At 66.1% G+C, this 19,048-nt stretch carries 16 protein-coding genes; 9 read left to right on the top strand and 7 right to left on the bottom strand.

What is annotated here, in order from left to right:
* Positions 1 to 95: 95 nt before the first annotated feature.
* The 3 genes from IEV64_RS14195 to IEV64_RS14185 are packed head-to-tail and all read right to left on the bottom strand — an operon-like array spanning position 96 to position 2,703.
* A complete protein-coding gene (locus IEV64_RS14195; protein WP_007274298.1) occupies positions 96 to 1,208 on the bottom strand; it encodes a UxaA family hydrolase in 1,113 nt (370 codons plus the stop codon).
* Entirely contained in the window at positions 1,205 to 1,519 is a 315-nt protein-coding gene (locus IEV64_RS14190; protein WP_188424178.1) for a UxaA family hydrolase, read from the bottom strand. The genes IEV64_RS14195 and IEV64_RS14190 overlap by 4 nt, the downstream gene beginning before the upstream one ends.
* A complete protein-coding gene (locus IEV64_RS14185; protein WP_188424177.1) occupies positions 1,516 to 2,703 on the bottom strand; it encodes a UxaA family hydrolase in 1,188 nt (395 codons plus the stop codon). The genes IEV64_RS14190 and IEV64_RS14185 overlap by 4 nt, the downstream gene beginning before the upstream one ends.
* Before the next feature lie 84 nt (positions 2,704 to 2,787).
* Between IEV64_RS14185 and IEV64_RS14180 the strand changes: the two genes are divergently transcribed.
* Both IEV64_RS14180 and pdxA read left to right on the top strand, forming a co-directional pair.
* Positions 2,788 to 4,077: a four-carbon acid sugar kinase family protein gene (locus IEV64_RS14180; RefSeq protein WP_188424176.1), complete on the top strand. Its 1,290-nt coding sequence runs from the start codon at positions 2,788 to 2,790 to the stop codon at positions 4,075 to 4,077.
* Entirely contained in the window at positions 4,064 to 5,065 is a 1,002-nt protein-coding gene (gene pdxA, locus IEV64_RS14175; RefSeq protein ID WP_229722650.1) for a 4-hydroxythreonine-4-phosphate dehydrogenase PdxA, read from the top strand. Before IEV64_RS14180 ends, pdxA begins: the two co-directional genes overlap by 14 nt.
* Before the next feature lie 54 nt (positions 5,066 to 5,119).
* Here the strand turns inward: pdxA and IEV64_RS14170 are convergent, their stop codons facing one another.
* Both IEV64_RS14170 and IEV64_RS14165 read right to left on the bottom strand, forming a co-directional pair.
* Positions 5,120 to 6,217, bottom strand: coding sequence for a Gfo/Idh/MocA family protein (locus tag IEV64_RS14170; protein ID WP_188424175.1), 1,098 nt, complete (start codon positions 6,215 to 6,217; stop codon positions 5,120 to 5,122).
* A 2-nt stretch (positions 6,218 to 6,219) separates the two neighbouring features.
* Positions 6,220 to 7,395 (bottom strand): enolase C-terminal domain-like protein, encoded by a 1,176-nt coding sequence (locus IEV64_RS14165; protein ID WP_007274304.1) that lies wholly within the window; start codon positions 7,393 to 7,395, stop codon positions 6,220 to 6,222.
* Between the two features lie 936 nt (positions 7,396 to 8,331).
* On the opposite strand from IEV64_RS14165, the gene IEV64_RS14160 reads away from it, so the two are divergent.
* The gene (locus IEV64_RS14160; RefSeq protein WP_188424174.1) at positions 8,332 to 10,014 is read left to right on the top strand and encodes a TCP-1/cpn60 chaperonin family protein; all 1,683 of its coding nucleotides are present in this window, start codon (positions 8,332 to 8,334) and stop codon (positions 10,012 to 10,014) included.
* A 57-nt stretch (positions 10,015 to 10,071) separates the two neighbouring features.
* Here IEV64_RS14160 and IEV64_RS14155 read toward each other — a convergent pair whose 3' ends face one another.
* The gene (locus IEV64_RS14155; RefSeq protein WP_188424173.1) at positions 10,072 to 11,625 is read right to left on the bottom strand and encodes a TCP-1/cpn60 chaperonin family protein; all 1,554 of its coding nucleotides are present in this window, start codon (positions 11,623 to 11,625) and stop codon (positions 10,072 to 10,074) included.
* A gap of 131 nt (positions 11,626 to 11,756) precedes the next feature.
* Between IEV64_RS14155 and IEV64_RS14150 the strand changes: the two genes are divergently transcribed.
* The 5 genes from IEV64_RS14150 (at position 11,757) to IEV64_RS14130 (ending at position 17,577) form a co-directional block, all read left to right on the top strand.
* The gene (locus IEV64_RS14150) at positions 11,757 to 13,340 is read left to right on the top strand and encodes an ABC transporter substrate-binding protein (protein ID WP_229722648.1); all 1,584 of its coding nucleotides are present in this window, start codon (positions 11,757 to 11,759) and stop codon (positions 13,338 to 13,340) included.
* 67 nt (positions 13,341 to 13,407) lie between these two features.
* Entirely contained in the window at positions 13,408 to 14,349 is a 942-nt protein-coding gene (locus tag IEV64_RS14145) for a carbohydrate ABC transporter permease (RefSeq protein WP_229722645.1), read from the top strand.
* A gap of 2 nt (positions 14,350 to 14,351) precedes the next feature.
* Entirely contained in the window at positions 14,352 to 15,185 is an 834-nt protein-coding gene (locus tag IEV64_RS14140) for a carbohydrate ABC transporter permease (RefSeq protein ID WP_004968622.1), read from the top strand.
* 89 nt (positions 15,186 to 15,274) lie between these two features.
* Entirely contained in the window at positions 15,275 to 16,429 is a 1,155-nt protein-coding gene (locus tag IEV64_RS14135; protein ID WP_004968623.1) for an ABC transporter ATP-binding protein, read from the top strand.
* Between the two features lie 92 nt (positions 16,430 to 16,521).
* On the top strand, positions 16,522 to 17,577 hold the full coding sequence (locus IEV64_RS14130) for an isocitrate/isopropylmalate dehydrogenase family protein (protein ID WP_188424172.1): 1,056 nt from the start codon (positions 16,522 to 16,524) through the stop codon (positions 17,575 to 17,577).
* Here the strand turns inward: IEV64_RS14130 and IEV64_RS14125 are convergent.
* On the bottom strand, positions 17,561 to 18,073 hold the full coding sequence (locus tag IEV64_RS14125; RefSeq protein ID WP_188424171.1) for a hypothetical protein: 513 nt from the start codon (positions 18,071 to 18,073) through the stop codon (positions 17,561 to 17,563). The two genes, IEV64_RS14130 and IEV64_RS14125, sit on opposite strands and share 17 nt — an antisense overlap.
* Positions 18,074 to 18,759: 686 nt before the next feature.
* On the opposite strand from IEV64_RS14125, the gene IEV64_RS14120 reads away from it, so the two are divergent.
* Entirely contained in the window at positions 18,760 to 19,044 is a 285-nt protein-coding gene (locus IEV64_RS14120; RefSeq protein WP_007274310.1) for a hypothetical protein, read from the top strand.
* The last annotated feature ends 4 nt before the right edge of the window (positions 19,045 to 19,048 follow it).

Genomic DNA, 19,048 nt, shown 5'->3' with positions numbered 1-19,048 from the left:
CGCCCTTCGTTTCCCCTCCCGTCCGGCCGCCGTGCCCGCCGGCTCTCTCTCGCGAGCGCGTCCACCCGTCGAACGCACCCGAGCCGCCGCGCCGTTCACATCGACGGGCCGACGCGGGTGATTGCGAACTCCGTCAAGCCGTGTTCTTCGGCGAGACACGCCGTTCCGTTCGCCACGTCGACCAGTCGCTCCAGTACGTCGTCCGGGTCGGCACGCCGCGCGGAGAGGCTGATGTCGTTCGGGAGCGCCGCCGCGGTCCCCGGGTCGCCGGTCACCTTGACGACCGGGACGAGCGGGTGCCCGGAGAGGATTCCGTCGCCAGTGACGTGCACGACGACGTTCGCCCCCGCCGCGGCGAGCGCAGTCGTCGCCTCGCCGAACCGAGACGGGGCGTCGACGGCGGCGAGGCCCGACGAGAGGGTCGCACGCTCGCCGTACGGGAGCACTTCTGAGACGGTGTTTCTCCCCCACGCTCGCGTGACCTCCTCGAACGGGCGGTCACGCGCGAACTGGCCGACGCGGGTCGCCCGGGCCGGGTGTCCCTCGTGTCTGTCGAGAAGGGCCTCCATCGCATCCCGCGCCTCGTCCATTGCGGCGTCGCGCGCCCCGTCCGGGTTGGCGACCAACCGCTCGTTGCCGGCGGCGACCACGCGACCCCCGGCGTCGACGATTTCGTCGGCGACGCGGCCGACGAGCGGGTCGGCCGACGCGACCGTGGACGCGTCGAGGTCGCTCGACACGACGCCGAGCGTCAGGTCGCTGAGGTCGGCGACCGTCTGCGACGTGCGCCGCGACTGGACGAGTTCGGTCGCGGCTTCGACTCCCCGTTCGATGCACTCGTCGGTTCCGCCGACACCCTGAATGGACAGTTCGCGGACGGCGACGTCGCGGGATTCGAGCGCGGTCGCCACCTCGGCGCTCTGGACTTCCTCACAGCCGAGTCCGACCACGACCGTTCCGGCGACGTTCGGGTTCTGCGCCATCGAGAGGAACGTCCGCCGGGTCTGCTCGTTGTCGGCCCCGAGCTGGGCACAGCCGTGGTCGTGCGGGGTCGCCACGGCGTCGTCGACGCGCTCGGCGATTCGTTCGGCGACGAAGTGTGAACAGATGACCGACGGGAGGACCAAGACGTTGTCTCGGACACCGACCGTTCCGTCCGCTCGCGGCGTCCCCTCGAACGTCCGACCGGACGCGCTCGGCGTGCTCATGCGGACTCACCTCTCGCGGCCGCCCGGTCACCGCGACCGCGCGTACTCTCGCAGTTGTGGGTGTGGACCCACTCGCCGACCTCTATCGCCTGCGTCGCCGTTCCGATGACCTCGCCGTACTTTCGGACTTCGCCGCCCGAGTCAACCGGTTCGAGCGCGACCTTGTGCCCGAACGGGACGTCCTCCGCGAGGACGACGGTTCGGCCGTCGGCGTCGATTTCGGTTCCCGATTCGAGGTCGTCGACCGTCGTTCCGACGTTGTCGGACGTGCTCAGTCGAAGGAGCGCGCCGTCCAAGACGCGGCCCTTCATCCGTCCACCTCCACGGTCAGCTCCTCGGGTTGAATCTCGTTTATCGCGAACTCCTCCAACCGGCGGTGCTCGGCCTCCGTGCGGCGGCCGTTCGCCACCTCGACGAGCGTCTCGAAGATGCGGGCACCGACCGAGTCTATCGACTCGCCGTCGAACACCGTCCCCGCGTTCACGTCGATGTTGTTCGACATCCGGTCCCACGTCTTGGGGTTTCCGGTCACCTTGATGACGGGCGCGAGCGGGTTTCCGGTCGTGCTTCCCCGACCGGTCGTGAACGCGACGACCTGCGCCCCGCCAGCGACCTTCCCGACGACGCTCTCGACGTCGTACCCCGGCGTGTCCATGAGGACGAGCCCGCCGTTCGTCGGCAGTTCGTCGCCGTAGTCGACGATGCCGCGAATCGGCGTCGTCCCCCCTTTGGAGATGGCTCCGAGGCTCTTTTCTTCGATAGTGGTGAGTCCGCCCTCCTGATTTCCGGGCGTCGGCTGTGCACCGCGGAGGTCGACGCCCATCAACTCGGCCATCCCCTCGCGCGCCTCGACGCGTTCGAGGATACGCTCCCGCGTCTCCTCGGAGACGCATCGGCCGGCGAGGATGTGCTCCGCGCCGATGAACTCCGGCGTCTCGCTGAACGAGGCGGTCCCGCCCGCCTCGACGAGGCGGTCGCACGCGGCGCCGACGGCGGGGTTGGCGGCGATTCCGCTCGTCGCGTCGCTCCCGCCGCATTCGACCCCGAAGACGAGTTCGGAGACGTCGGCGTCTTCGCGCCTCGCGCGGTCCGCTTCCGCTTTCAGTCGGTCGAGACGGTCCGCGCCTTCCGAAAGCGCGTTCGCGGTTCCGCCGGCCTCTCTGATGGTGAGCGTCTCCGTCGCCTTGCCCGTTGCCGCGATGTCGTCCGCAACCGTTTCGGCGTCGATGTCTTCGGTCCCGAGTTCGACGACGAGCGCCGCGCCGACGTTCGGGTTTCGACCGATTCCAACGAGGACGCGCTCGGTCTGTCGCCGTGCCGGGTCGGGCTGGCTCGTTCCGAGTTGGTGCGGCGTCGCCCGTGCCCACGCCCCCGCCTCGTCTGCGACCGCGGAAGCGACCGAAGACGCCGCGACTGACGTTGGAATGACGGCGACGTGATTTCGGACACCGACCCGGCCGTTCGACCGTCGGTATCCTTCGAACGAATGTCCCATGTTCACAGTTCATGGCAAGTACCGTGTTAGTCTTTTCGCCGATGGGGGTGGGATTTTAGTAGTAGTCTCTCCGTCTCCACGTACATGCTTTCGTCCGGACTCGTCATCGCAGACGACCTCACCGGGGCGACGGACACGGGCCACGAGTTCGCCGCTCGCGGGCTCCGAACGCTCGTCTCGGCGTCGACCGCGCCGTCGGACACGCCGAGTGCCGACACGGACGTCCGGGTCGTCGATACGGACAGTCGATACGCCGACCCGTCGAGCGCGGCGGCGGCAGTCCACGACGTCGTCGGAACCGACGACCACTCGTTCGTCTACAAGAAGGTCGATTCGACGCTCAGGGGGAACCTCGTGGGAGAGACCGACGCCGTCCTCGACGCGACGGCGGCCGACCTCGCGCTCGTCGCACCCGCCTCCCCGAGAAACGGGCGGACGACCGTCGAGGGCTACCATCTCGTCGACGGCGTCCCGGTCGCGGAGACCGCCGCCGGCAACGACCCGGACAAGCCCGTCGAGACGTCGCACCTCCCCACGCGGTACTCCGCGTCGTCCTACTCCGTCTCTCGTCTGCCGGTGAACCGCGTGGCAACGGGGCCGGCGGCCGTCGCGGACGCGTTACGGGACCGGGCTCGGACGGGTCGCGGAATCGTCGTCGCCGACGCGTCGCACGAGCGGCATCTCGAAGCCCTCGCGGACGGCGCGGCGCGCTCGGGATTGAACGTCGTCTACGTCGGGAGCGCGGGGCTCGCGAGGTACGTCGAGACGCCGCCCCCCCGCGGTGCCGGGCCGGCGTCGGTCCCCACGCGAGACCGAACGGTCCTGTGTGTCGTCGGGAGCACGAACCCGACCACGCTCGACCAACTCGACGGGCTCCCCGCGGAGCCGGTCGTCTCGCTGGACCTCGATGCGGCCGTTGAAGACCCGGCCGGTGCGAGTGCCGAGGCCGCGGCGGCCTGTTCGTCACGCCTCGCGGACCGCGGCGTCGCGGTGCTGGTCTCCGCGCCTGACGAAGACGCCCCGCGCCGCGCGCTCGACGCGGGCCGACGGCTCGGCATCGACGACCAGACGGTCCGCGCTCGGGTGGCCGAGACGCTGGGTTCGACCGTCGAACGGCTCTGGGTCGGGGGACCCCCGGCACCGGAGTCGGTGTTCGTGACCGGCGGTGCGGTCGCCGCCGACGTCTTCGAATCGCTGGACGCGGCCGGCGTGGTCCTCTCCGGGACGGCCGTCGAGGAGGGCATTCCGCTCGGCCGTCTGTCGGGCGGCGTCGCCGACGGCACCCCGGTCGTGACGAAGGCCGGCGCGTTCGGGACTCCCGGGGCAATACGTAAGTGCATCGCCCGTTTGGGTGGGGACGATGCGTACGAGTAAGCCCCTGATTGCCGTGACGATGGGCGACCCCGCGGGTATCGGTTCTGAAGTCGCCGTCAAGGCGTTCCCGTCCGTGACGGAGTTCGCGCGCGTGGTCGTCGTCGGCGACCTCGGCGTGATGCGACGAGCGAGAGACGCCTGCGACGCGGAGTTCGAGATGTGCGCGGTCGATTCCGTCGACGCAGTCGAGGACGACCCGACCGCGCTGTCTGTCCTCGATTGCGACAACGTCGACGACCTCGTCCACGGCGAACTCCGCGAGGAGTACGGTGCCGCGAGTCTCGAATACGTCGAACGCGCCATCGACCTCGCGGTCGAAGGGGAGATAGACGCAATCGTCACCGCCCCCATCAACAAGCAGGCGACGCGGCTGGCGGGAAGCGAACACGCGGGTCATACCGGGCTCCTCGCCGCGCGGACCGGCACGGAGAACTACTCGATGATGCTCATCGAAGACGACCTGCGCGTGACTCACGTCAGCACGCACGTCCCGCTCCGAGAGGCGTGCGACCTCGTGACGACGGAGAACGTCCTCGAAACCGTCCGCGTGACCGACGACGCGCTCCGGAACCTCGGTATCGACTCCCCCCGCGTCGCCGTCGCCGGGTTGAACCCGCACGCCGGCGACGGCGGCCTCCTCGGCGACGAGGACGACGACGAGATCGCGCCCGCGGTCGAGCGTGCCGTCGCAGACGGCATCGACGCGACCGGACCGATAAGCCCCGACACCGTGTACGTCCGCGCCGCTCGAGGCGAGTTCGACTGCGTCGTCTCGATGTACCACGACCAGGGTCACATTCCGTTGAAGATGCTCGGCTTCGACGCGGCGGGTGGCGTCAGCGGCGTCAACATGACTATCGGGTTGCCCATCATCCGGACCAGCGTGGACCACGGAACCGCCTTCGACATCGCCGGCCAGGGGGTCGCCAGCGAGACGAGCATGGTCGATGCGATTCGGGTGGCCGCCGACGTCAGCCGTCACCGCTGATATCGACGACGGCGATGGCGACGGCGACGACGACGAACCCTGCCGAACCGGCGCTCACCACGACGTGATTTCGACGTCGCGCAGGGGTCGTTCGAGGGGAACGCTCACCTGCCCGCCCGTGTACTCGGAGACGTACAGCGCGACGATAATCTCCAGCGACCGCGTCGCCTCCTCGCCCGTCGATGGGTTCTCCGCGTCGCCGCGGAGCATCGCCTCGATGTGTCTCGCCGCGTTCGGGAACGCGTTGCGGTAGTCTTCGTCCCAGGTCCACGCACCGTCGATACCGGGGAGGTCGGTCTCGACGTGCTCTCCGTCTTCGAGACGCCAGTACCGCCACTCCCCGTCGTCGTTGTTCATGTACAGTTTCCCCTCGGTGCCGATGAACTGGAGCGTCATCGACGAAATCTCGCGCGGGATGGTACAGTCGACGGTGACGAACGTGTCGTCGTCCATGACGACGAATCCCCCACCGCCAGCGTCGTCGACGTCGGCCGCCGCGTCGAGCGAGTCGACGGCCTCGTTCTCCCCGTTGATGTAGCCGGCGACCCGGTCGGCGCGGGCGTCGAGCAGGTAGACCAGCGTGTCGAGGAGGTGGGTGGAGTTACGCATGAGTTCCATACGGAACTGCGTCGCCACCGAGCGGACGTCGCCGAGAAGTCCGTCTTCGACGAGGTGGTCGCGTAGGCGGCGAAGCTTGTCGGTGAACCGAAACGAGTGGTTCACGACGAGTTCGGTGTCCGTCTCGTCGCAGACGGCGACCATCTCCTCCGCGTCGGAGACGGCCGACGCGATCGGTTTTTCACACCAGATGGCCTCGGGGTCGGCCGCCGAGCGGGCCGCGTCGATGACGTGGTCGGCGTGGAGGTACGAGGGCGTACAGACGGAGACCACGTCGAGGTCTTCGTTCGCCAGCATAGCTTCGTGACCGAGGTACCGCCCTTCCTCGGGGACGTCCCACGCCTCGCCGAAGCGGTCGAGTTTCGTCTCGTCGACGTCGGCTACCGCGACGAGTTCGATGTCCTCGGTCTCGTCGTACCCCCCGGCGTGACTCGCACGCACTTTCGCTTTCCCGATTTGCGACTCGTCGTGCATCCCGAGGATTCCCATGCCAGCGATGCCCCCGGTTCCGATGATTCCGGCCCTGTAGGTCATGATTACTCGTAGCTGTGGACACTGCCGGTCGCGTTCGCTTCGACGTACTCCCAGTCGTAGTCGACGCCGAGGCCCGGCCCGTCCGGGACGGGAACGGTTCCGCGTTCGTCGATGGTATCGAACATATCCGAGTAGTCACCGCGGTAGACAGGGGGCTGGGTGTTGTTTGCGAGCGGGTGGACGAGCGCGAGTTCGTAGTAGTTCGCGTTCCGGGCGGCCGCCATGCACTGTCTCTGTGCGGGGCCGGGCGCGTGGAACTCCACGTCGAGGCCGAAGCCCTCGGCGACGCGGACGATTTTCATCGCGCCGGTGATACCGCCGTCGTACTCGGGGTCCGCGCGGACGAAGTCGGTCGCCCCGCTGGCGACGAAGTCGGTGTGCGGTTCGAGCCCGCGGACGTGCTCGGTCTGGAGGAGCGGCGTGTCGATGAGTTCGCGGAGCTTCTGGTGGCCGTGCTGGGAGATGCCGCCGTCCCGATAGGGGTCTTCGAGCCAGAGGTAGTCGTACTCGTCGCACGCGCGGCCGACTTTCAACGCGTCGGCGAACGTCGCCAGTTCGCACGCGGGGTCGACCATCAGGTCCATCTCGTCGCCGACGCGTTCGCCCACCGCCCGGACCGTCTCGACCTCTCGGCGCACGTCCCGTGCGTCGTCGCCCCCGCCCCAGCCGTGAATCTTGAACCCGGGGAACCCGGCGTCGCGACACTCCTCGGCGAAGTCGGCGTAGGCCTCGGGGGAGTCGAGACCGCCCGCATCGTCGCCGTGATACGTCGACGCGTACGTGGGAAGCCGTGTCCGGTACGTCCCGAGGAGTTCGTGGATTGGCGCGTCGTAGTACTTCCCGGCGAAGTCCCACAGCGCGATGTCGACCGGGCCGATTCCCATCCGGTCGTACTTCCGGAGCGCCCGCTTTATCTCGCTCCAGTGACGCTCTCGTTCGAGGGGGTTCTTCCCGACGAGGTAGTCCGCGAACGTGTTAATCTGCGCCGCGCCCGGCGAGTTCCCACCGATGTACTCGCCGGTGATTCCCTCGTCGGTGTGAATCTGTAACGCGAACAGTTTCCGCTCGGTCGTTTCTCCGGGGTCGTAGACGAGATTGAACCCGTGTCCGTCCGTCCCGACGTCGTCGAGCGTGTAACTGAACTCTGTCGACTCTATCTTCGTGATAGTCGGTGCCATACGTCGGCTCACACAGGGGCACCTAATAAATGCTCTCACGTCACCGGCTCCCGGTCTCCCGAAATGCACCGTGCGTTCGCCTTCTGAGAGAACGACGCTCGAACCGCACGACTTCGGTGAGCCGTCGACACCGGTCGGCGGCCGATGACCGCCCCCGCGACCGCGGAATCAGATGGTCCCAGCGCCCGCCCTGCCGAATCCGTCTCACGGCTCCTGTTTACTATCGTCGCACAGAATCACGATTCGTTCTTCTGAGGCGGTTCTACGTGGCTTGAGCGGCGTTCCAAATTCTCCTTTACAGTTCTATGAGTGTAATCTACAACTTTGAGGCAATTATTGCGAGGGCAGTCCAAGTCCATGAACGATTGCACTGTGTGCTTCGAGTTTATAATTATAGTTCATGGTCGGGTCGCGAAGAAACCCACTGAACGTACACATATTTTGGTCTCGCAATCGGCGCGTCGCCGTCAATCTCACTCAGACGTCGACGATTCTCACGTTCACCATGGATAAACGGCCGTTGGCAGGACCGATGAAGACGGTTCCGTGGAGGCGACTCCGAATCGCCGTTCGACCGAGTCCAACGCGTCTTTTCGAGTAACGACTAGCGGAGCAGTCCGGCGGTTTTCGGCGGACCGTCGACTGACCGAATCAACGGCGTTCGATTCCACGGCCGGCCCCTGTTCGATACTGTCGCACGAATTTCGCGAACGGGTATGGGTGCGGATTTGGCTCCGTGTGGTGCCCGCCGTTTCGTCAACCGGGCCCTCTAGAAGGAGGGCGGGTGGTGCGGGAGATTCTCGCGCTTCGGACGCCAACGAACCGGACAGCGTGTGGTCTCGCCCCCCTCGATTCACCTCTCGGTCATTTGGTTGTCGAGGTGAGAGTCGGAGAACAGAACATAGATTTATATACTGTGGTACGTTGCGGCACACTATGGCTCACGATACGAACGCGGAGACGGGCGACTGGCTCGCCCGCGACGAGGCGGCACGAGCGTACGTCGTCGGAGCGACCCGTGCGGTCGAGTCTCTCCTCGCTTCGACCTACGGCCCCCAGGGGTCCACATCGCTCGTGCAGACGGTCGACGGGCAACAGGTGCCCGAGACCGTCGTGACTGCCGACGCGGGTCGACTCCTCGACGCAATCGAACGCGGTGACGGGTTCGTTCACCCGATTGCCGCGCTGTTCGTCGACGGACTCGACTCCGTCCGGCGCGGACTCCACGACGGGACCACGACCGCCGCACTCCTCGCCGCCGGCCTCGTCGACGAGGGCGCGCGACTCGCCGAGACGGGCCTTCACGAGGGCACGCTGACTGTCGGATACGCGATGGCGGCGAACCGTGCGGGCGAGGTGCTCGACGACCTCGCCCGCCCGATATCCCCCACCGACCGCGACCGCCTTCGCGAGGTCGCCGAGACGTCGATGACGACCGACCTCTCGCCGTCCCGTCGAGACGCGTACGCGGACGTCGTCTCGACGGCGGTCGCCGAACTCGCGGGGTCGACAGAGGGACAGTGGTTCGACACCGACGACGTCAGCGTGCGAACGCGCGCAGGTGACGGGGTCGAACTCGTCCGCGGTCACGTCATTCGGCGGCGACCGGGTGCACACGAGACGAGCGAGAAGAGCCGGCTCTCGTTCGACTGGACACCGTCAGTCGAGGGTGTTCTGTCGGACGCCAGAATCGCCGTCCTCGAACGCGACATCGATGTCGAAGCGACGGCGACAAACTTCGGAAGCGGCGGCGCGGCCGTCTCGCTCGGCTCTGCGGGGTCGGTGGCGGCCTACACGGCGGCGCGCACCGACGCGATAGACGACGTTGCGGCGAGCGTGGCCGACCTCGGTGTCGACGTGCTCGTCGTGCGCGCCGAACTCGACGATGCGGTCAAGACCGCGCTCGAATCGCGGGGCGTCGCGGTCGTCGACCGCGCGCAGTACCCGAAATCTGACATCCACCGCGTCGCCCGTGCGACGGGCGCACAGGTCGTCGGCCACGTCTCCGACCTCGACGCCTCGAAGCTCGGACGGGCGGGGCGCGTGACCGAGCGACGAGTCGGTGACGAGAAGTGGACGACCATCGGGGAGTGCGAGGGGTCGGTGTTCACCGTCATCGTCGGGACACCGACCGAACAGGGGCGGACGGCTCACGAGCGACTCGTCGAAGACGCCGTCGAGACGACGGCGATTGCGGCGCTGGACGGACAGGTCCTCCCGGGCGCTGGCGCGGCGCCGCTCGCGGTCGCTCGGGACCTCCGACGGTTCGCGGGCGGCGTCCGGGGGAAAGAGCAACTCGCAATCGAGGCGTTCGCCGACGTGTGCGAATCGCTCGTGCAGACGCTCGCCCGTAACGCCGGCGACGACCCGCTCGAAGTCGTCGCGGCCGTTCGAACCGCACACGCCGACGCGGCGGCCGACCCGGCACCGGTCGGTCTCGACGTTACACGAGGTGAACCGGCCGACGCGTGGGAACTCGGCGTCGTCGAACCCCGCCGAGTCTTCTCACAGGCGCTCGACAGCGCCGTGGCGACGTCGGAACAGCTCTCGACCATCGACGCCGTCGTCTCGCCCGGTCTCGATTTAGACGAACTCGACCCGCAGATAGAACACGACTAGCTCGAACGCGATTTTCAAACTCCCGCAGAACAGAGATAGTGACGACCGACCGTTCGGTTACTGCACCGGCGGCGACGGTTCGTCGTCCGCGAGGTTCGACGCGGAAAGCTGGCCGTCGATTCGGATGAGTTGGACCGCGAGGTCGGTCGCCGCGCCGAGGATAGCACGCTGGAGGCGACGGGGTTCGACGACCGGGTCGGCGTCGAGAACGTCCCGAATCTCGCCCGAGAGCGCGTCGACGCCCATCGACGAGCGGCCCTCCGTGTGGGCGACGCGCAGGCGGAGCACGCTCGTCCACCCGTCGAGTCCCGCGCTGGCGGCCAACCCTCGCGGGATTTCCGTGAGCGCGCGAGCGAACCCCTCCATCGCGAGCTGTTCGCGGCTCGCGGTCCCGCGTGCGGCCTCCCGAACCGACCGTTCGAGGTCGATTTCCGTCGCCCCGCCTCCGGGGACGACCCGCTCGTCGGCGAGCGCCTGAAACGTCGCGCTAATCGCGCTCGTTGCACTGGCTTCGAACGCCGAGACCGACCGCGGGTCGGGTGCCCGACACAGGAGCGTGTACATCCGCTCGGCGGTCCCTTCGACGGTGACGAACTCCCGTCCGGCGAGTCGCTCGAACCCCACGTCGGCGGCTCCCATCGTCTCGGGCGTCACGTCTTCGAGCGTGGGGACGACCCGCCCACCGGTGTTGCGAACGAGACGCCGCATGTCGTCGTCGACGCGCTCGATAGCGGTGATTCCCGCGTCCGCCACCCGCGTCTTCACGCGGTCGTTGACTGCGCCCTGCGTCGCGATGAACCGACACCCGGCGTCGGCGGCGTTCGACAGCATCCGTCGGAACTCGTCGCGCTCGTACGCACCGACGTCCGCCCGGTCTTCGAACGACTCCACGTCGAGGGAAATCGACTGCTTGGACGAGTCGGTGGCCCCGCCCAGTCGGGGGACGTCCACCGTCGACGAGAGGAGCGCGACGCCCGCGTCTCGTTGTCGACGGGGCATCGCATCCGAGACCGGTGGCGTCTCGATGACGACGCCGTCGACGAGTTCGGTGTCGCCGACGCCGCCGATTCGCGCGACCACGTCGACGTTCGTCCGACCGCCGTCGACGGAGTCGTCGGCCGCCGCGTTCGTGACGGCGCTCGCGATGGCTTCGCTCACACGTCGGCGAGTGGCCGGGTTCCGCGTCCCCGTGAGTGCGGTCTCCGCAACCCGCTCGGCACCGACGAGTGAGAGCGGGCGGGCACGCGCGTCGAGTCGTTCGCTGGCGATGTCGAACGCGTCTCTGTACCCGCGTGCGACGGTCGTCGGGTGAAGTCCCCGTTCGATGAGGTCGTCCGCTTGGCTGAGCAGTGCACCCGTCAACAGCACCATCCGAGTCGAGCCGTCTCCCCACTCGTCACGGAAGTCGGTCGCCGCGTCCCGGAGAAGGGTCGTCGCGGGGTCGTCGAGTTCGAGGCGTTCGAGGAGCAGGGTACTCGAAGCGGTCGTGGTCACACGCCCGCCCGATTCGACGACGAGTTTGTTCGTCCCGAACGGCCCCAGCGTCGTCCCCACGAGGTCGCACACGCGGTCGACGTCGGCGAGGAGCGCGTGCCGTGCGTCGGAGTCCATAATCGTCCTGTCGACGGTCACTCATCATAAGTGTACGGGACTGACACACAATGGCATTCTCGGATTGTATATGATAATTCGGCAATAATGGGGAAACATTTAAGCCCTTCCTGTATGTTGACCTTACCACAATGTCACGTAGTGGCACGGGCAGTGGTGAACGTAGTGAAGACGCCAGCAACGAGACCGACAACCAGCCATCGAGACGACGATTCATGCAGTCGGCGGCGGCCGCGTCGACTGTCGGGGCACTCGGTGCGCTCGCGGGTTGTACTGGTGGCGGCGGAGAGAACACCGACGATAGCGGGTCCGACTCGAACACGGACTCTGGATCAGACTCGAACACGGACTCGGGGTCCGACTCCAGCGGTTCCGAGAGCATTACCATCGACTACCTGAACGCACAGGCGGCCGAGAACTCTTCGATTAAGTCGCACTTCCAGGAGTCGCTCAGCACCTTCGAAGAACAGCAGGGTAACGTGACGGTGAAGATGCAGACGGCGTCCTACGGGGACATTCGGTCGAAGCTCGCCTCGACGGTGTCGAGCGGGAACCCGCCGACGATGGCCGAGTCCGGCGGTGGTGGGCTCCAGTTCTACCTCGACGGGAAGGTGCCCGACCACTCTCCCTTCATCGAGGGGACGGACCGACTCCCCGGAGACTACACGGCGGCGAACCTCGACTCCGCGAAGTACCGCGGTGAGTACTGGTCCGCGGGCGGGATGCGCCACACGAACAGTAACCTCGGAATCAGTCCGAAACTGTTCAGCCAAGTCGGCGTCAGCGACCCAGCCTCGGAGCTCTCGACGTGGAGCGGCTTCCTCGACGCGGTCCGTCGAATCGACGAGCAGACCGACGCCATCGCCTACGAGGAAACCGGCGTCCCCGGCGACCTCGAATCCTACTGGGGGTACGCGCGGACCGCGTACACCGGCGGTACCGACCCGTGGATGCGTCAGAGCGACGACCCGGAGAACCCGACTATCGTCGTCGCCAACGAGGACCACGAAGACCAGGGCAAGACCGACGGCATGATCAAGACCTGCGTCAAGATGGCCCACGAGTTCAGCAGTTCGGAGTCCGCCCAGCGCGGTGACGAGGAGATTCCGTCTCTCATGCTGACCGGCAAGGTCGCGTCGTTCAACTACGCCGTCCCGACGGCGAACCGCTGGCGCGCCATCAAAGAGGACGTCCAGTTCGGCTGGAACGACGGCGAGGGCGACTTCATGCTCCTTCCGCACCCGAAGGTCGACGCTGAGTTCGGTAGCAACTTCGGCATCAGCGAACTGGAGGGCGTCGAGGGCGAACACGGCGGCCACATGTGGGCGCTCGAACAGCAACAGACGCTGTTCAACGCGAGCGACGCGGAACAGAACGCCGCGTGGGACCTCAACATGTTCCTCCTCGGCGACGACGAGTTCGTCCTGCCCGCGTGGGGCGAACACTACGAGTCGCTCCCCGGACTCCAGCCCAAACTGCAGAAGATTCTCGACGAGTACGAACTCGCACAGAGCACCGAGCAGGCCTACAAGAACGCCGACACCTACGGCAAGCAGTACTCGACGACGGGTGCGTCCTGGGACGTCAGAGACACCGACCCGATTCGGTGGACCGACATCAACGAGACGATAAGCGAGGCCATCGCCGGACAGCACTCCATCGAGGAGACGCCGTCGCTCGTCCGCTCGCGCATTCAGGACCGCCTGGCACAGTAGGCCGGAGGGAGGCTCCTCGACAGGGCACCCCAAACGTTTTTATACGATATTATAATACAACGATACCATGTCACAAGAGACCGCACAACACATCAGACAGAAGTATGGGCTAGAGGAGACCACGCTCATGGACCGGGTCCGGGAGAACTGGATTGGCTACCTGTTCATCGTCCCGACGTTCGTGATGTTCACAATCCTGTTTTACTACCCCATCGTCAGAGGTGTCTTCCTGACGTTCACGAACACCCGACTCGGCGAGGCCGGTAGCTTCGTCGGTCTCGAAAACTACTCGTGGCTCCTGACGAACGACCTGTTTCACTTCGCGTTCGGTTGGACGTTGGCCTTCGTCTTCGGGACGACGCTCCTGCAACTGATCATCGGCCTCGTCGCGGCCCTGCTGTTGAGCGAACTTCGAAGCCGGTGGCGAGACTGGACGAGCGCGATTATCATGTCCCCGTACTTCTCCGCGCCGCTCGCGGGAGGTGTCATCTGGATGTGGTTCCTGAACAGCGACTTCGGGATGCTCCCCATGATAATCTCGGACTTCCTCGGCGTTCAGGCGCCGTCGTTCCTCGCCGACGGGATTTGGCCGTACGTCTCCCTCATCGTCGCCCAGTCGTGGCACGACTACGGGTACGCCGGCATCATCTACGCCGCCGCCATCGTGGGTATTCCCCGCGAGCAGTACGAGGCGGCGGCGCTGGCCGGTGCGGGGCGTCTCCGACGCTTCCGTGACGTGACGCTACCCCACCTCGTCACGCCGACGATTATAATCCTCGCGCTCCGCACCGCGTGGAACGTCGCGGAGTTCGCACAGCCGTTCGAGTTGACCGGCGGTGGACCGGGGACTCGGACGATGTTGATGAGTATCCTCACGTACGAGACCGCGTACGTCAACCTGCAGTTCTCGCGGGCGTACACGCTCGGGATGGCCATGATTCTCGTCTCCATGACGGCGGCCATCTTCTACGTGACCGTCATCAAGGACGAAGAGGAGCTGTACGTCTAACCATGATTAACGAAACTCGCCGCAGTCGATACCTGCTGTACGCCGCTCTCGGAGTCTTCGCGCTCTTCGCGTTGACGCCGTACTTCTGGGTCGTCCGAACGTCGCTTTTGACGAACTTCGCCGCGATTAACCCCGAGACGGGCTACCTCCCGGCGCTGGACGCCCTGACGCTCACAGCGTACACCGACATCTGGAACCAGTTCGACTTCGTGACGTTCTTCCAGAACAGCGTCATCGTGTCGGTATCGGCGACGCTCATCTCGTTGGTGTTCTCGATTCCGGGCGCCTACGCGTTCGCACGGCTGGACTTCCCCGGGCGGAAGCTCCTGTTCTACACCGCCGTGTTCACGATTATGTTCCCGTGGATAGTCATCACCATCCCGGTGTACGAGGTGTTCTACGTCTTCGGACTGATAAACACCCTGCCGGGCATCATCATCGCGCTGTCTATCTTCGTCCTGCCGCAGACCATCTGGCTGTTACAGGGCTTTTTCAGACAGGGCATCCCGGAGAACATCGAGGAGGCGGCGCTCATCGACGGGCACACGGAAATCGGTGCGTTCCTCCGCATCGTCCTCCCGCTTTCGGCACCCGCGGTGGGCGCGGCCGCCCTCTTTTCGTTCCTCACGGCGTGGAACAACTTCCTGTGGGTGTTCGTCCTCACGAGCGACGAAGACGTTCGAACCGCAACCGTGGCGATTCACTTCATCCTCGGGAGCGACGTGCTCCGCGAGTGGAACATCCTCATGGCGGCCGTGGTGCTACTGGTCGCACCGCCGGTCGTCTTCTACGGCCTCTCACAGCGGTACGTCGGAGAAGGCCTCGGAGGTGCCTGAAGCGACGGGGTTCAGTGGCGGTCACCGTCCGCCACTTCGGGGACACGCATAAATAACAGACCGACAAACCAATCACACAGTACGTTACCATGGCACGCGTTGAATTTGACAACATTACGAAAGTATTCGAAGACACGTCCGGCCCAATCATCGCCGTCGAGGAGCTGTCGCTCGACATCCCCGACGGTGAGTTCGTCGTCTTCGTCGGCCCGTCGGGGTGCGGGAAGTCGACGACGTTGCGAATGCTCGCCGGACTCGAATCGATTACCGACGGGGAGCTTCGCCTCAACGGCGAACCGGTAAACAACGTCTCACCCCGCGACCGCGACATCGCGATGGTGTTCCAGTCGTACGCGCTGTACCCCCACAAGACCGTTCGCGGCAACATGGGGTACGGCCTCAGCCTGAGCACCGACCTCAACGACGAGGAGGTCGACCGGCGAGTCGTCGAGGCCGCGGAGATGATGGGTATCGAGGACCTGCTGGACAAAAAGCCCGGTAGCCTCTCGGGCGGCCAGCAACAGCGCGTCGCGACCGGTCGCGCTATCGTCCGCGAACCAGCGGTGTTCCTGTTCGACGAACCCCTCTCCAACCTCGACGCCCAACTCCGCAAACACATGCGGACGGAGCTGTCGCGCATCCACTCCGAACTCGGCATCACGACGATATACGTCACCCACGACCAGGAAGAGGCGATGACGATGGCCGACCGAATCGTCATCCTCAACGACGGACAGCTTCAGCAGGTCGGCTCGCCGAAGGAGGTGTACTACCGCCCGGCGAACACGTTCGTCGCCGACTTCATCGGGAGTCCGAGCATGAACTTCTTCGACGTCGACCTCGAAGTCGCAAGCGACGGGACCGGAACGCTCGTCGGCAACGGGTTCACCTACAGCGTCTCGGATTCGCTCGTCGACCTCGTCGGCGGCGAGGGCGAATACATCCTCAGCGTCCGACCGGAGAACCTCAACGTCGACCCGTCGGCCCCCGACGAACGGTCCTTCGAGGCGACCGTCGACGTCGTCGAGGTCATCGGCTCTGACAACTTCATCTACCTCGACGTCGCGGGCAAAGAGTGTCGCCTCCGCGCCCCGTCCGAAGTCGAACCCGAAGAGGGCGACGTCATCACGGTGAGCTTCGACGAAGCCGACCTCCACCTGTTCGACCGCAACACCGAAGAAGCGCTGATCCACGGGCACGAACGAGCGGAATCGTCGCCGAAGATGATCGAATCGGAAGCCTAACGGACCGCGACCACCCGCCTCACGCCGGAGCGACGCCGTCGGATTTCCCTCCGCGGGGGAACGCTTTTGCTCTCACTCGGCGACGTTCGTGTGTGACATACTCCATCTCGATTCTTCCGGGGGACGGTATCGGCGTCGAAGTCATCGATGCGACGCGGCCGCTCCTCGACGACGCCGCACACGCGGGCGGGTTCGAACTCGAAACGACGCGATACGACTGGGGGAGCGAACGCTACCTCGAATCGGAGTCGATGATGCCGGACGACGCCATCGAGACGCTCGAAACGTACGATGCGATTCTCCTCGGTGCCGTCGGACACCCGGACATCCCGGACCACGTGACGCTCCGCGGGATGATGCTTCCGATTAGAAAGGCGTTCGACCAGCAGGTCTGCAAGCGCCCCTCGGTGCTCTTCGACGGCGTCGAGAGCCCGCTCCGCGGATACGACGGGGGCGATATCGACTTCGTCCTCTACCGGGAGAACACCGAAGGCGAGTACGCCGATGCGGGTGGTCACGAACATCGGGGCTACCCGCACGAAGTCGCGGTGCAGACGGCCGTCTACACCCGCCAAGGGACCGAGACAATCGTCCGTGCGGCGTTCGAGGCGGCCCGGTCGCGCGAGGGCCGGCTGACGAACGTGACGAAGTCGAACGCACAGGCACACGGGATGGTGTTCTGGGACGAAATCGTCGAGGAGGTCTCGTCCGACTATCCCGACGTGACCGTCGAACGCCTGCTCGTCGACGCGGCGTCGATGGACCTCGTCCGTCGACCGGACGAGTTCGACGTGCTCGTGGCGTCGAATCTCTTCGGCGACATCCTCACCGACATCGGCGCCATCGTCAGCGGGAGCATGGGGATGGCCCCCTCGGCGAACATCAACGTCGAGGGTCACTCCCCGTCGATGTTCGAGCCGGTCCACGGGAGCGCCCCGGACATCGCGGGGCGGGGAATCGCCAACCCACTCGCGACTGTCCTCTCGGTTTCGATGCTCTTCGACCACCTCGGCGAGAGCGAGGTCGCCCGTGACATCTGGCGCGCGGTCGAGTCGCAACTCGCCGACGCCGACGCACCGCGAACCCCCGACCTCGGTGGGTCAGCCACCACCGAAGCGGTCGTCGAAGACATCAGAACGCGCCTCTAATCGTCCGATGCGCCGCCTCACCGGGAACCGCGATGACGACGCGCGTCGGTTCTCGGCGCGACTGCGCCGTCTCGACGCGGAGACGCTCGCCCGACTCGTGTCTGACCTCTGGGTCGAACGCGGCCGGTCCGTGACGCGGGAGGGGACCACCGTCGCTGTCGACGACGGGCGCACCATGCGTCGCCTCGTGGTGTGTCACCGCCCTCCGCCGACGGTCGCCGGCGATGTCGTCGTCACGTCCCGACTGTCCGACGACCCGGACGTCGTTGACGCGGCCGAGGTGCTCGATGTCGTTCGGTACGCGGTCGACAGAGAGCGCTCGGCCGAGATACTCGTGGACTATCTCGGTCCCTCGGCGGACCGGTTTTGCTCGCCGCGATTCGGTTCCGCAGACGAAGCGCGCGGCATCGACTGGTGGCCGACGCCCACGAGCGGTGCGGTCGTCGCAGTCGTGGTAGTACTCCTCTTCGCGAGCGTCGGCGCGGTCCTCACTCATGGCGGTTTGCCATCGGTCACGGATTCGCCCGCCGCTGCGACGAGCGACCAGCGCGAAGGGGGAGCCGCGGCGACAACGGGGCAACCGGAGTCCCAAACCGGCGCCCAAGGTAGTGAAAACGGCGCCGAGAACGCGCCTTCCGACGTCGAGCCAATCTCGTACTCGGCCCTCGGGTGTCCCATTCCACCGAGAGACGTTCGCCCAGCAGAGCTCGCCCCGGCCGTCGTGCCGGGGGCGAGCGCCGGTGGACTCGACGGGTGGCGGCAGATTCCGGCGACGCCCGACACGACCGCCGAACCGGACCGACTCCGCAACCCGACCGCGCGGCATGCGGTGACGTACGTGCCACCGTCCGGTCACAGGCTGACACTCGAAATCAGTCTGTGGCCGTCGCGTCGAGCCGCGCAGTCGGTTGCATCGGCGTTTGCACCGCGCAACGAGACGGCCACACGGTGGGGTCAGTACACGCTCATCGTCGGGGGGACCACGCCGAACGGTGAACTCCTCGGGAGAAACCAGACGATCGTCTGGTCCCGCCCGCTCCTCTCGGAGGTGCGGTCCCCGTCGGGGAGTCGGCTGGGGTACCGGTGTGTCGACTCGTTGCTCGACGAATCCGCGCCATCGACGGCCGCGAAACCCGACCACTCCGTGAAAGGTTTATGGTCGAAGAAACCAGACGAACGAACATGACACACGGACCGGACGCGGTTCACGCTCTCGTCGAGGAGTCGGGCTGGGAGTACCCCGTCTCAGTTCGCCGGATAGAGCGCGAGCACGCGTTGGCGAACGTGCAGGTGGACGCTGACGGGAACTCCATCATGCTCGCAGAGCTACTCGGAGACGCCGAGGTGGACCGATTCGAGAGTTACGAGGACCTCGTCACCAAACTCGGGCCGGTGTTCGAAGCCGAGAGTAAGCGGCGGAAAGTCGGGTTCTTCGGTCGCCTCAAACAGACGTTCCTCGGGGGGTGATGAG

It is taken from the genome of Haloferax sulfurifontis (genome assembly GCF_014635105.1).
Lineage (GTDB): Archaea > Halobacteriota > Halobacteria > Halobacteriales > Haloferacaceae > Haloferax > Haloferax denitrificans.
Note: the sequence above shows the minus strand (reverse complement) of the source record. Positions and strands in the feature narration are given on the sequence as shown.

Coding starts and splice junctions, on each gene's coding strand:
- IEV64_RS14125 (WP_188424171.1), bottom strand. CDS start 18,073: ATGAGTGAGGACCGCGCCGACGCTCGCGAAGAGGAGTACTACCACGAC.
- IEV64_RS14155 (WP_188424173.1), bottom strand. CDS start 11,625: ATGGACTCCGACGCACGGCACGCGCTCCTCGCCGACGTCGACCGCGTG.
- IEV64_RS14180 (WP_188424176.1), top strand. CDS start 2,788: ATGCTTTCGTCCGGACTCGTCATCGCAGACGACCTCACCGGGGCGACG.
- IEV64_RS14135 (WP_004968623.1), top strand. CDS start 15,275: ATGGCACGCGTTGAATTTGACAACATTACGAAAGTATTCGAAGACACG.
- IEV64_RS14185 (WP_188424177.1), bottom strand. CDS start 2,703: ATGGGACATTCGTTCGAAGGATACCGACGGTCGAACGGCCGGGTCGGT.
- IEV64_RS14190 (WP_188424178.1), bottom strand. CDS start 1,519: ATGAAGGGCCGCGTCTTGGACGGCGCGCTCCTTCGACTGAGCACGTCC.
- IEV64_RS14120 (WP_007274310.1), top strand. CDS start 18,760: ATGACACACGGACCGGACGCGGTTCACGCTCTCGTCGAGGAGTCGGGC.
- IEV64_RS14170 (WP_188424175.1), bottom strand. CDS start 6,217: ATGACCTACAGGGCCGGAATCATCGGAACCGGGGGCATCGCTGGCATG.
- pdxA (WP_229722650.1), top strand. CDS start 4,064: ATGCGTACGAGTAAGCCCCTGATTGCCGTGACGATGGGCGACCCCGCG.
- IEV64_RS14150 (WP_229722648.1), top strand. CDS start 11,757: ATGTCACGTAGTGGCACGGGCAGTGGTGAACGTAGTGAAGACGCCAGC.
- IEV64_RS14140 (WP_004968622.1), top strand. CDS start 14,352: ATGATTAACGAAACTCGCCGCAGTCGATACCTGCTGTACGCCGCTCTC.
- IEV64_RS14160 (WP_188424174.1), top strand. CDS start 8,332: ATGGCTCACGATACGAACGCGGAGACGGGCGACTGGCTCGCCCGCGAC.
- IEV64_RS14165 (WP_007274304.1), bottom strand. CDS start 7,395: ATGGCACCGACTATCACGAAGATAGAGTCGACAGAGTTCAGTTACACG.
- IEV64_RS14145 (WP_229722645.1), top strand. CDS start 13,408: ATGTCACAAGAGACCGCACAACACATCAGACAGAAGTATGGGCTAGAG.
- IEV64_RS14195 (WP_007274298.1), bottom strand. CDS start 1,208: ATGAGCACGCCGAGCGCGTCCGGTCGGACGTTCGAGGGGACGCCGCGA.